This is a genomic window from Natronobacillus azotifigens (assembly GCF_026805325.1).
Lineage (GTDB): Bacteria > Bacillota > Bacilli > Bacillales > Amphibacillaceae > Natronobacillus > Natronobacillus azotifigens.
Genome location: NZ_JAPRAT010000016.1, coordinates 24,726 through 37,928, shown reverse-complemented (window position 1 = coordinate 37,928; position 13,203 = coordinate 24,726). Strand labels below are relative to the sequence as shown.

Annotated in this window: 9 protein-coding genes; 3 read left to right on the top strand and 6 right to left on the bottom strand. The window is 38.0% G+C overall.

What is annotated here, in order from left to right; translation table 11 throughout:
* Positions 1-51: 51 nt before the first annotated feature.
* Positions 52-2,730 carry a calcium-translocating P-type ATPase, SERCA-type gene (locus OWO01_RS09100; RefSeq protein ID WP_268780143.1) on the bottom strand — a complete coding sequence of 893 codons (2,679 nt, stop codon included), beginning with the start codon at positions 2,728-2,730 and terminating at the stop codon, positions 52-54.
* 90 nt (positions 2,731-2,820) lie between these two features.
* On the opposite strand from OWO01_RS09100, the gene OWO01_RS09095 reads away from it, so the two are divergent.
* From OWO01_RS09095 to OWO01_RS09085, 3 genes are all read left to right on the top strand, one after another.
* Positions 2,821-4,551, top strand: a complete 1,731-nt coding sequence (locus OWO01_RS09095) for an Rqc2 family fibronectin-binding protein (RefSeq protein ID WP_268780142.1) — start codon at positions 2,821-2,823, stop codon at positions 4,549-4,551.
* Between the two features lie 1,129 nt (positions 4,552-5,680).
* Positions 5,681-5,899 (top strand): hypothetical protein, encoded by a 219-nt coding sequence (locus tag OWO01_RS09090; RefSeq protein ID WP_268780141.1) that lies wholly within the window; start codon positions 5,681-5,683, stop codon positions 5,897-5,899.
* A gap of 23 nt (positions 5,900-5,922) precedes the next feature.
* On the top strand, positions 5,923-6,648 hold the full coding sequence (locus OWO01_RS09085) for a Fic family protein (RefSeq protein ID WP_268780140.1): 726 nt from the start codon (positions 5,923-5,925) through the stop codon (positions 6,646-6,648).
* A gap of 354 nt (positions 6,649-7,002) precedes the next feature.
* On the opposite strand, the gene pyrE is transcribed toward OWO01_RS09085, so the two are convergent.
* Genes pyrE through carB form a run of 5 tightly spaced genes read right to left on the bottom strand, consistent with a single transcriptional unit; the run spans position 7,003 to position 13,203 of the window.
* Positions 7,003-7,626, bottom strand: a complete 624-nt coding sequence (gene pyrE, locus OWO01_RS09080) for an orotate phosphoribosyltransferase (RefSeq protein WP_268780139.1) — start codon at positions 7,624-7,626, stop codon at positions 7,003-7,005.
* Positions 7,613-8,326, bottom strand: coding sequence for an orotidine-5'-phosphate decarboxylase (gene pyrF / locus OWO01_RS09075; RefSeq protein WP_268780138.1), 714 nt, complete (start codon positions 8,324-8,326; stop codon positions 7,613-7,615). The genes pyrE and pyrF overlap by 14 nt, the downstream gene beginning before the upstream one ends.
* The gene (locus tag OWO01_RS09070) at positions 8,298-9,236 is read right to left on the bottom strand and encodes a dihydroorotate dehydrogenase (RefSeq protein ID WP_268780137.1); all 939 of its coding nucleotides are present in this window, start codon (positions 9,234-9,236) and stop codon (positions 8,298-8,300) included. The genes pyrF and OWO01_RS09070 overlap by 29 nt, the downstream gene beginning before the upstream one ends.
* Positions 9,233-10,006 (bottom strand): dihydroorotate dehydrogenase electron transfer subunit, encoded by a 774-nt coding sequence (locus OWO01_RS09065; protein ID WP_268780136.1) that lies wholly within the window; start codon positions 10,004-10,006, stop codon positions 9,233-9,235. Before OWO01_RS09065 ends, OWO01_RS09070 begins: the two co-directional genes overlap by 4 nt.
* The gene (gene carB, locus OWO01_RS09060) at positions 10,003-13,203 is read right to left on the bottom strand and encodes a carbamoyl-phosphate synthase large subunit (RefSeq protein ID WP_268780135.1); all 3,201 of its coding nucleotides are present in this window, start codon (positions 13,201-13,203) and stop codon (positions 10,003-10,005) included. Before carB ends, OWO01_RS09065 begins: the two co-directional genes overlap by 4 nt.

The window sequence follows — 13,203 nt, the reverse complement described above, 5'->3', positions numbered from 1 at the left end:
CATATTGTTATTGATTTTATCAAAGAAAAAAGTGTATAGAAGTGAATCGTTCTATACACGATCTTTCTTATTATACGCTTTTTCTTTGCTTTTTGTAAAACCAAATAACACAGTGGGAATAAAACTCAAGGTAACAATTCCGATCCAATCGTTCGTTCTTAAAGGTACTGTTGAAAAAATAGTTTGTAATGGTTCAAAATATATGATCGGTATTAACAGTGCTAAAGAAGAGATAACCGCACCGATTAAATACATATTTTGAAATGGATTACGTGCGAATACGGAATGCTCACTTCGACAATCAAACACATGGATTAACTGTGCGACCACCAAGGTCATAAATGCGATCGTACGAGCATATTCCAAGTGATGTTGCCCGTTTTGGTATGCAGATGCAAAAGCAATAAAAGTTACAATCCCGATTAGTAACCCTCGAGAAATGATTTTAAAACCTAACCCTCTCGCAAAAACACCTTCTTTAACCGGTCTTGGAGGCCTATTCATCAAATCTCCTTCTGGTTGGTCTAAACCTAACGCTAATGCGGGTAGACCATCGGTAACTAAATTAACCCAAAGAATTTGCACAGGTATTAAAGGTAACGGAAAAGCAAATAACATTGCAAATAACATCACAAGTATTTCTCCCACATTCGATGCCAACAAATAACGAATAAACTTTCGGATATTTTCATAAATATTTCTTCCTTCTTCAATCGCCGATTGTATCGTGGTAAAATTATCATCCAATAGAACCAATGCAGAGGCTTCTTTCGCTACATCCGTTCCCGATTGACCCATACTTATACCAATATCACTAGCTTTTAACGCTGGCGCATCGTTCACACCATCACCTGTCATCGCAACAATATGTCCATTGTCTTGTAATGCTTGAACAATTTTCAACTTATGTGCAGGGGTTACCCGAGCGAATACATATGTGTCGTCCACTTGCTCTTGAAGTTCTCTATCGGGCATATTATTCAAATCGTGCCCAGTAAGAATCTTCCCATGTGATGGAATTAGATTCAACTGTTTCGCGATTGCTTTTGCTGTAACGGCGTGGTCACCTGTAATCATCACTGTTTTGATCCCTGCATTTTTACAGGATTTAATCGCTTTTTTTACTTCTTTTCTCGGTGGATCAATCATGCCGATCAGACCAATGAAGGTTAACTGATTTTCAACAGACAAACTACTATCGTCTTGCCCTTGCTTGAGCGGCTTCACACAAATAGCAATCGTTCGCAGTGCTTGTTCTGCCATCTGATACACTTTTCCCTCAATTTCCTTTTGTTCTTTTGTTCCTAAAGTCACTTTTCTTTGTTTATCCATTACTGTAGTAACTCTTGGCAAAAGTACATCTGGTGCGCCTTTTACTATTGCAAAGCGTTCTCTTTTTTCGTTTTCAACAATTACGGTCATTCTTTTTCGATCGGAGTCAAACGGGTATTCCTTGATAATTCTGAACTTGTCCTTATCTTGCTTAGACAAACTTGCTTTATGTGCAGCAACAACGATAGCAGCCTCCGTTGGGTCTCCCTCTACTTGGAAAGTTGATTTAGTCCTCTCAATGGAAGCATGACTACATACCATTCCATATAATAATAAATCACGAACTGAACTCGTACCTATTTCTCTGTTGGCCGACTTAAATGCTCCGGTTAATTGGTGCCCACCTGTCACTTCAATTGACTGTTTATATAAATAAAGTTGTTCAATTGTCATCTTATTCTCAGTCATCGTACCTGTTTTATCTGAGCAAATGACGGTAGTACTACCCAATGTTTCCACAGCCGATAATTTCCGTACAATCGCTTTCTTTTTAATCATACGCTGAACACCCAAAGACAACGCTACGGTTACAATTGCAGGTAACCCTTCTGGTATGGCTGCAACAGCTAATGATACTCCAGCTAGAAACATCTCATAAATCGGGTTTCCTTGCCATACCCCCAAAACAACTACAAAAGAGGTAAGTAAAAGGGCTAGTACAACTAACACTTTTCCTAGTCCCGCTAATCTTCTTTCTAGGGGTGTTTGTTGCGATGGTGTCTGAACAATCAAATCGGCAATCTGCCCAACCATTGTCTCCATTCCTGTAGCAGTTACTATACCTATGCCATGACCATTTGTTACTAATGTTCCCATGAACGCCATGTTGATTTGATCTGGATAATCCAAATCATCTTGGTTTATCGATTCAGAAGACTTGTTAATTGGTACTGATTCTCCTGTTAAGGAAGATTCTTCGATTGCTATACCTGTCTCTTCAATGATTCGCATATCTGCAACAACACGATCTCCACTCGTTAGTTTTAATATATCTCCGACAACTACTTCTTCAGACGGGATTGTAACCCATTGCTTGTCACGAAGAACATGAGCCAACGGAGCAGACAGTGCCTTTAATTTCGCTAACGATTTTTCCGCTTTCTGTTCTTGAAAAAAACCAAGCAAACTATTAATAAAAACAATAATAATAATGACGATTGCATCGATATACTCACCGAGCAAACCAGCTAACAATGTTGCCGCTAATAGCACGATTACCATAAAATCTTGAAACTGTTTAATAAAAAGAAACCATAAACTAGGTTTATCATTTTCCGCTAGTTGATTGGGTCCAGTTTTTTTCAACCGTTCTTCTGCAACTTTTTGTTTCAGACCGCTATTCTGATCAACCGCTAATTTCTTACAAACCTGGTCTGAACTCATTTGATACCATTTCACACTACATCCCTCCATCCACTTTCACTTGTAATGATAAATATGCATGTACCATTTAAAACATGCTATAATGAGGAGAATGAGGTGATAATTATGGGATTTGATGGTGTTGTTACAAGAGCAATAACCAAAGAAATGATCGACGAATTGAGAACAGGACGCATTCTTAAGATCTATCAACCAACAAAAACGGAGTTAGTGTTAACCATTCGAGCGCATGGGAAGAATAAGTCATTACTGTTATCTGCTCATCCAAGTTATGCGCGTGTACATATAACGAAAGATAGCTACCATAACCCTACCGAACCACCAATGTTTTGTATGTTATTACGAAAACATCTGGTTGGTAGTTTTATCGAGTCCATAGAACAATATGAGAATGAGCGAATCATCTCTTTTTCAATTCGCGGGAAAAATGAAATTGGTGACGAAATTCGAAAAACATTGCGGATAGAATTGATGGGTAAACATAGTAATATTTTACTTCTAGATCAAGAGAAGGGCCATATCCTAGACAGTATTAAACATGTTTCACCAAATCAAAATCGACACCGCACCATTTTACCAGGCCAAGATTACGTATACCCGCCTAATCAAAACAAACAAAATCCAATTACTTTAAACAAAGAAGAATTGGAACAATTACTTGATCCAAGTGCAGAGAACCTAGCGCAACAACTCGTCAATAACTTGATGGGTATGTCCCCTTTATTGGCTAATGAAATTATTCACCGTGTTGACAGCGATTCTATCTCTGCTTACGGTGATGTATTCACCGATGTAATGAATCAGATAAAAAATCATCAATACACTCCTATCATTTATATGGGAAATAAAGAAGATTTTTATGTGCTCGAATTACAACAGTATACACAAGCCAGTAAAACTTTTGACACTGTTAGTATTATGCTGGATGCTTTTTATTCAGGAAAAGCAGAACGTGACCGGGTCAAACAACAAGCTGGTGACTTAGCCCGGTTATTGAAAAATGAACTTGAAAAAAACAATCGAAAAATCAAGAAACAACAACAAACGATTAAGAAAGCAGATCGAGCAGATAACTACCAACGAAAAGGGGAATTATTAACTGCTCATCTTCATTTAGTTAACCAAGGGGACTCCTCTGTCGAAGTGATTGATTATTATGATCCAGACCAAAAAACAATGAAAATCGAACTGAATCCAAATAAAACGCCGAGTGAAAATGCCCAAAGCTATTTCAAAACGTACCAAAAATTAAAAACATCGAAAGCAAAACTAGCAATTGAAATAGAAAAAGCGCATTCGGAAATTTGTTACTTAACAGACATCATTCAACAAGTGGAGACAGCACGTGAAGAGGATATTGAAGAAATTAGACAAGAATTACGCGAACAAGGATACTTAAAAACAAAAGGAAAACAGCAAAAGAAGCAAAAGAAACAAGTAAAGCCAAACCCAGAAACTTATTATGGTTCAGACGGAACACCTATTTTAGTAGGACGTAATAACAAACAAAATGAATATTTAACAAATCGTCTTGCTGCGAAAAACGATATTTGGTTACACACGAAAGATATTCCTGGTTCACACGTCATTATCCGGTCTGCCAATCCTAGTGAAGATACTTTGGCAGAAGCGGCACAACTTGCAGCATTGTTTAGTAAAGCAAGTACTTCTTCCTCGGTTCCTGTTGACTATACTGAAGTACGTCATGTAAAAAAACCGAACGGAGCAAAACCTGGGTATGTAACTTATGATCAACAAAAAACAGTATTCGTAACACCTGATCGGAGCTTTTTAGAAACATTAAAAGAAGATCCGCTGAGTAAGGAAAATAAATGATACGAAACAACTTAAGAAGTCGTGAGCCAAATTCATAGCCCACGGCTTTTTTAGATTGTTAGTACATGCTTAGTTATTATTTACTTTGAGACGTTTGTTGTTCTTTATCCATGACACGGACAATTCATTTGTATAAAAACTTACACATCTGACACTAACTATGCATTAAGCAAGTGGGCCTTACCCGCTACGTCAGAAAATGGGCTCCCTTTCCGTGGGCGGGTTCTCAGCTAACTTGGTAAAGAAAAACCCTTTACCAAGTGGATCTTCGACTCCCGCTAATCCCACTGGAGTGTCACCCCTTTTCTGACTTTGCTAAAACAGTAATAATTCTGTGTGAAATCAAGAAATATTTCTTTAGATAATCGAAGAAAGTTAACCTATAAAACCTTCTAATTAGATCTTTTTTTAATCAAATTATCCAATTATCAACAATTTGAACACTTGTTTTTTGCTTAGCACTGAGCGTAGGAAATGAAGGGGCAAGACTCCTGCAGGAACAAATCACTTCGATGGGGCGAGTAATCGCAGCCCCAGCGCGAGCCGAAAATCCACTCGAAAGCACGCTTTTTGCTTTCGAGTTAGTTGAGGCCGTGCCTGCGGAAAGCGTAGGCCCTTCATTTCCGGAGCGACTCCGGAGGAGGTTGCAATTAAAGTTCATAATGCACAGTTTATGGAAATAGAACAATAATAACAGTTCGTGATTATTTGGCCAACGGAAGCGTACACCATGGTTTTTATTGTGAATTTCAATTTGTTTGATATAATAAACTTAACTAAATTATCCAAAAAAAGTTATCTTACTATGTATTAAAAGCTTGAAGAAACGAAATTTAAATTGGGATGGACATTTCTAATTGCCGCTATGGGGGCCATTGTTCCACTAGTTCTCCAATTATTCAAGGTAAGTTGGAACTTTACAGCGGTTGATGTTCATCACTATTATCTACTTGCTATTACTGGTTTTAGTTTCATTTTGGTTTATCAAATTGTTAGAAAAAGGGGATACACATATCTTTAAAAGAGATATCATTGATCCGCTATATTTTAAAAAAGAAAAAAATGTATGCTATTGTCGTGAAAAGTTTAACTAATATCAAATAATTCTCCAAATTTATCATAGGATTTAGTGAAATTAAATACACAATTAACAAATATTTTAAATGGTCACTCTTTAACAAAAGAGAATCTGGTTCATGGTTTCGGAACAAGGAGTAGTGATCGATATGATCTTGAAGATTTACAAGATCTAAAGTTAGGATCAAATTCTTATAGCTCAGATACAGATAACGATGGTATTCCTTATCATCGAGACTCGCATCCACGCACACCAAATAAACCTGTATAATCAATGGAAAGGACGTTATAATCATGCTAAATAAGTTTCAATTAGAAGAATATTTTCAAGATGTCTTAGTGCGTTTAGCGCACCACTCGTCAGCAATCGAGGGGAATACGGTAACATTACCTGATACCGTGTCTATTATTTTACATGATACGTTGCCGGGCGGTTATACTAAACGTGAATTTTTTGAGATAGAAAATCACCGGGATGCTTTTGCTTATGTTATTGATCAGTTGCGAGATAAACAACCGTTAAATCTTTCTATCTTAAAGGATATTCATAAAAAACTTATGGATCGATTATTGGTTGATAAAGGTCAATTCAAAACAAGTGAAAATGCGATTCAGGGTGCTGATTTTCTAACAGGATCTCCACATGAAACCCCGCTGTTAATGAAACAATGGATTGATAATCTAAATTATCAGCTAGAAGGGGCAACTAAAGACATGGACGTTTTAAGAGTGGTTATGGACTTCCACATTCAATTTGAACGTATTCATCCATTTTCAGATGGTAACGGAAGAACTGGTCGGATGTTGATGAATTACTCGTTAATGCAGCATGACTTACCACCATTGATCATTCAAGCAAAAGATAAAGCGACTTATGTTAACTACTTGGCAAAACAAGATGTTGATGGCATCACTAAGTTTTCTTTTGAGTTGATTTGTGATGAAGCTCGAAGGATGCAGCGATTTAATAACAAAGAAAAGTCGCAAATCCAAGAATTTGATGATGAAATAGAAAGATAAGGTGTTCCAATAATATTATTTATATAAAATTGAAGCAAATGCAAAGCCGATTATCGATCAAACAGAATGGCAGACGGTAGATAGTTTAACAAGTGATCGCCATGAATCAGTAGACAATGAAGGTTTAGGGTATGATGAAATTAGAAGCAACAAATATGTTACTCTGTACCAGTAAACAAATAATGAAGTTTAAAACAGACACGCTATCTTTTTTAAATTAAAATAGAAATACATTATTGGACACTAAAATATATCAAAAATGGAGGTAGAAAAAATGACTAATAAGCAAACAAAACGACAGTTGGCCAAATATGGTTAACTGTCGTTTTTAAAAACATCTAGTCCTGATTTTCTTTAACTAAGTGTTAATTGGTCACGCCACGAAAGTAAACTTGTTGCCTCTTCTTCCGTAACACTATCCGCTTGTTTCAATTCATCCACTAATACATCAAAACTTGTTAATGTATGTAACGGAATCTTGGCTTGATGAAAAGCGACAGCTGCCTCTTTCAGTCCATAAGTAAAGATCGCAAATACAGCGACCACTTCTGCACCAGCCGCTTGAATAGCCGCTACAGATTCTAATGCAGAACCACCTGTAGAAATTAAATCTTCAACAACAACGACCTTTTGACCAGCTTCGATCTTACCTTCAATTTGATTACCTTTTCCATGTTCTTTTGGTTTCGAACGTACATAAGCCATCGGAAGGTGAACGAGATCTGCTAACCATGCAGCATGTGGAATTCCTGCTGTGGCACACCCTGCAATTACATCGATATCAACAGATAGTGCGTCTAATTGTTCCGCAAAACCATCTGCTATTTTGGACCGAATTTCCGGGTAAGACATCGTCATTCGGTTATCACAATATATAGGAGATTTAATTCCCGAAGTCCAAGTGAAAGAACGGTCTGGTTTAATTTGGATTGCTTTAATATCATATAAACTATTTACGATTTGTTTATCTAGAGACATGTTTCCACTCCTCGATCGCTTTATTGTACATGGCTTGTGGGTTCGTTGCTTGTGTGATACTTCGACCAATGACAAGCGCATCTGCACCTGCTTGTTTGGCTGCCTTTGGTGTGGCAACTCTTTTTTGATCATCCGTACTCGTATCTGCTAAACGAATTCCCGGAGTTACAGCCAAGAAATCATTACCTAACTGTTGTTTCATCTTTATTACTTCTTGTGCTGAGCAGACGACACCATCCGCACCAGCTCCCTTACCAAGAGCAGCTAAATCAACAACCATTTCTGACAGTGGTTGGTTTACTTGTAATTCATTCATAAGTACATCTTGATCCATCGATGTTAATAAGGTAACCACCAATAACTTGGGGATATTTCCATTCACAGATCCATCTTCTAATCCTTGTTTAGCCGCTTCAATCATCTTACTTCCACCAAAACCGTGTACATTGACAAAAGTAACATCTAGAGAAGCAAGATTGCGCATTGCTTTATAAATAGTTGTCGGGATATCATGGAGTTTTAAATCAAGAAAGATTGGGTGGCCATTGGCACGTAAGCGTTCGATTACGATCGGTCCCTCACGATAAAATAATTCCATACCTACTTTAACCGGAACACCTGTTAGTTTATTTTTCTCCAAAAAATCGTTCGTTTCTTCCCAAGTCGGAAAATCAAGTGCGAGAAAGATGGAGTTTTGCATCTTCATGCCCCTTTCCAATTGCATCAGCTACTGAAGCAAATCCGTATTTTTCTAGAACATGTGGTAAGGCAGTAATAACTTCTGGACAAACAAAGGGGTTTAGAAAATTAGCCGTACCAATAGCGACCGCACTTGCTCCTGCAAGGAGAAATTCAAGTACATCTTCAGCTGTACTAATACCACCCATACCTATAATTGGAATGGATACCTCTTGTCTTACTTGATAAATCATTCGAATTGCTAATGGCTTAATAGCTGGTCCAGACAAACCACCAATGGTATTTGCCAAAACAGGTCGCCTAGTATTTAAATTGATTTGCATCCCTGTTAATGTGTTGATCATCGTTAAACCATCTGCTCCTGCATCTTCTACGGCTTTTGCGATCATTACGATGTTCGTTACATTTGGGGAAAGTTTTACATAGACTGGCACGTTACTCATTGCCTTTACCCGACGCGTTACTTCTGCTGCTAATGCTGGATCTGTTCCGAATTGCACACCACCTTGTTTTACGTTCGGGCAAGAGATGTTTAATTCAATAGCAGCAATATCGTTCGACTTCGACAACGCTTCTGTTACTGCTTCGTATTCTTCAATCGTACTACCAGCAACATTTGCGATGACCGGCACATTATAATTAGCTAAGCGTGGTAACTCTTCGGTAATTATTTTTTCTACGCCCGGATTTTGCAGACCAATAGCATTTAACATACCAGCAGTAGTCTCTGCAACACGAGGGGTTGGATTACCAAAGCGCGCCTGTTCTGTCGCAGCCTTAATAATAATCGCACCTAGTTGACTAAGGTCGTAAAACTTACTATATTCTTGACCAAAACCAAAGCAACCCGATGCAGGCATGATGGGATTTTTCAGCATTAATCCTGGTAACTCAATTGCTAATTGACTCATAAACTCACCTCACTCGCTAGAAATACCGGACCATCTTGACAAATCTTTTTAAAGCCCTTCTCATTCGGTGAAGGAATAACACAGGCATAACAAGCACCCACACCACAACCCATGCGTTCCTCTAAAGATATATAACCTTCACGATCTACCAGACTATTTGTCACTGCTTTTAACATGGATGTCGGACCACAACTAAAAAACGTATCAAAGGTTGGTTGTACTGTTTCAATAACATTGGTTACAAAACCTTGATAACCATAGCTACCGTCATTTGTAACAACATGACAATCGCCTAACGCTTGAAAAGCTTGTTCATAGAAAACATGATCTTTTGTTTGGAATCCTAGAATAGAAGTAACTTCTACCCCTTTATCGACTAATTTTTTCGCCAAATAGTACAAAGGTGGAACGCCAATTCCCCCGCCGATCAATAGTGCTTTTTTCGAGTCAATCTTTTCAATCGGATAGCCATTTCCACAAGGAACCAAGAGATCTAACTGATCTTGCACTCGATATTTTCGAAGTTCTTCTGTACCTGTACCAATCACCTTGAAAATAATCGTTATTTGTTGTTTTTCGTAATCAACGTCTGCGATAGAAATTGGTCGTCTTAATTGATGAGCCACACCAGAACCAATTTGTATATGAACAAATTGGCCAGGTGCGATCGGTGAAAAAGAAGCGAACTCAGGTATCGCTAAATTCATTTCGATCGTATCTAAAGCAATCTCTCTTGATGAAGTAATCGTCGCTAATACCCGTTTGATCATCGAATTACCTCCTGATTACTTACTACTGGCTTAGCAGAAAATGTTGTAGAGTCAATAACATTTAGGATAGCTTCCGCTGTATCTAAGCTAGTGAAACATGCAATTCCATGTTCAACTGCTTCTCGTCTAATTCTAAATCCATCGGAACGAGGTTTTTTTCCAGAAGTTAATGAATTGACAACAAACTGCACTTCATTATTCTCAATGATCGATAAGACATTTTTCTCATCTGTTCCTATTTTTCCAACAGCTTGAACAGGCAATTCGTGTGCTTGTATATATTCTGCTGTACCTTTAGTTGCATACAATTGAAAACCAAGGTCATGGAATCGTTCCGCAATTTTTAATGTCTCTTCTTTATCTTTATCCGCCACGGTTAATAAAACAGCACCTTCTAACGGAATATTTAGTCCTGACGCAACCAATCCTTTATATAACGCTTTTTCTAATGTTTTGTCACGCCCAATTGCTTCACCTGTTGACTTCATCTCAGGCCCTAACATCGTATCGACACTCTTTAATTTTTCAAAAGAGAATACAGGCACTTTGACCGACACATGTTCAGGTTCTGGCAACAAACCACTTGTAAAGCCCATTCCTTGTAAGGATTCACCCATGATTGCTCTTGTCGCTAGGTTTGCCATGGTAACACCGGTAATTTTACTTAAGAACGGAATAGTACGACTTGCTCGAGGATTAACCTCAATGACGAAAACTTCTTCGTGATGAACAACGAATTGGATATTAACTAGACCTTTCACGTTCAATCGTTCAGCAATTTTGATCGTGGTATCAATTAGTTGTTGCTTTGTTTTATCCGTAATTCGTTGTGTTGGATAGACTGCAATCGAATCCCCTGAATGGACACCTGCTCGCTCAATGTGTTCCATAATTCCTGGTATGATCGTTGTTTCCCCATCACTAATTGCATCGACTTCTACTTCAATACCTGTTAAATATTTATCAATCAAAACAGGATGTTTCCGTTTAATGTGTGTTGTCTTCTTCAAATAAGATGCCAATTCACTTTCACTATAGACAATCTCCATTTGACTTCCACCAATTACATAAGATGGTCGAACCAATACAGGATAGCCAATTTCTTCAGCCACTTCTTTTGCTTGCTCAATTTGGCGAACACTTTTACCAAGCGGCTGTGGAATGGAAAGACTTGTTAGCATTTGCTCGAATTTATCACGATCTTCTGCCATGTCAATCGCTTCTAAAGATGTTCCAAGAATTTGTACCCCACGGTGTGCCAAACCTTCTGCTAGGTTGATGGCTGTTTGTCCACCAAATTGGACAATGACACCAAGTGGTTTTTCTAATTCCACCACATGCATTACATCTTCCAATGTTAATGGTTCAAAATATAACTTATCAGAAACACTGAAATCCGTAGAAACAGTTTCTGGATTGTTGTTCATAATAATCGCTTCATAACCAGCTTCTTTTAATGCTAATACAGAGTGTACTGTTGCATAATCAAACTCAATCCCTTGACCAATTCTTATCGGCCCAGATCCTAATACCAGTACTTTCTTTCTTGTGGAAACAATCGATTCTTGTTCTTCTTCATAACTACTATAAAAATATGGTGTCGCTGATTCAAATTCTGCTGCACACGTATCAACCATTTTGTATACTGGTTGAATGTTATTTGTTTTACGGGCTTGATAAATGACATCAACATCTTCTTGCCAAATCCTTGCGATATGTGGATCGGAAAATCCTAAATCTTTCGCACGTTGTAATACTGCTAGATCCAGCTTGTTCTCTACTAATACTTGTTCATAATCAATAATTTTCTTCAATTTGTTTAAGAAGAATAAATCGATTTTTGTTATCTGGTGGATCGATTCTATCGTGTATCCACGTCGAAGTACTTCCGCTAAAACAAACACCCGTTGATCATCTGCTTTTAACAACATTTCCTCAAGTTTTTCATCAGTTTCTGTTTCGAATTGAGCAAGACGAAAATCTTCTCCACTAAAGTCTAAGGAACGAATTCCCTTTAAGAAGGATTCTTCAAATGTACGACCAATTGCCATTACTTCTCCCGTAGCTTTCATTTGTGTTCCTAATGTTCTGTTTCCGCTAGTAAATTTATCAAATGGAAAACGCGGGAATTTTGTTACCACATAATCCAAAGCTGGCTCAAAGGCAGCATAGGTTGTTTGTGTGATTGGATTTTTAATTTCATCCAACGTAAGTCCAACTGCAATCTTTGCTGCGATCTTAGCAATCGGATACCCAGTTGCTTTCGAAGCTAGTGCAGATGAACGACTCACTCGAGGATTCACCTCAATGATATAGTATTCAAAACTATCCGGATCTAAAGCAAGTTGAACATTACATCCACCTTCAATTTTTAGCGCACGAATAATCTTTAATGATGCATTACGAAGCATTTGATATTCACGGTCACTTAACGTCTGGGAAGGAGCTACTACAATAGAATCTCCTGTATGAATACCGACAGGATCAATGTTTTCCATATTACAAACGACGATCGCTTGATCATTGTGATCACGCATTACTTCGTATTCAACTTCTTTAAAGCCAGCAATATTTCGTTCGATTAAACATTGGTTAACTGGGGATAAACTCAAACCACTTCTCGTGATTTCTCGTAGATCTTTTTCGTTATAGCACATTCCCCCACCAGTTCCGCCTAGTGTATACGCTGGACGAACAATTAGTGGATAGCCAATTTCATCAGCAAATGCAAGTGCTTCGTCAACGGTTGTTACGATTGAACTCTCAGGAACCGGTTCGTTTAATTCATGCATCAAATCACGAAACTTCTCACGATCTTCCGCTAATTGAATCGCATCTAGAGATGTTCCTAATAATTCAGTCGGATACTTCTTCAGAATCCCACTGTTCTCTAATTCAATCGCTAAGTTCAATCCTGTTTGTCCACCTAGTGTTGGCAAAATAGCATCTGGCCGTTCTTTGCGAATGATTTTTGCTAAAAATTCAACCGTTAATGGTTCCATATAAACTGTATCTGCAATCGTGTGATCCGTCATAATCGTAGCTGGATTTGAGTTTGCTAAAATTACTGTATAGCCTTCTTCCTTTAGTGCCTGACATGCTTGTGTACCCGAATAATCAAATTCAGCAGCTTGTCCAATGATAATTGGACCTGATCCAATCACCAATATTTTTTTCATATCTGTACGCTTAGGCAT

Coding starts and splice junctions, on each gene's coding strand:
- OWO01_RS09095 (WP_268780142.1), top strand. CDS start 2,821: ATGGGATTTGATGGTGTTGTTACAAGAGCAATAACCAAAGAAATGATC.
- OWO01_RS09085 (WP_268780140.1), top strand. CDS start 5,923: ATGCTAAATAAGTTTCAATTAGAAGAATATTTTCAAGATGTCTTAGTG.
- pyrE (WP_268780139.1), bottom strand. CDS start 7,626: ATGTCTCTAGATAAACAAATCGTAAATAGTTTATATGATATTAAAGCA.
- pyrF (WP_268780138.1), bottom strand. CDS start 8,326: ATGCAAAACTCCATCTTTCTCGCACTTGATTTTCCGACTTGGGAAGAA.
- OWO01_RS09070 (WP_268780137.1), bottom strand. CDS start 9,236: ATGAGTCAATTAGCAATTGAGTTACCAGGATTAATGCTGAAAAATCCC.
- OWO01_RS09065 (WP_268780136.1), bottom strand. CDS start 10,006: ATGATCAAACGGGTATTAGCGACGATTACTTCATCAAGAGAGATTGCT.
- carB (WP_268780135.1), bottom strand. CDS start 13,203: ATGCCTAAGCGTACAGATATGAAAAAAATATTGGTGATTGGATCAGGT.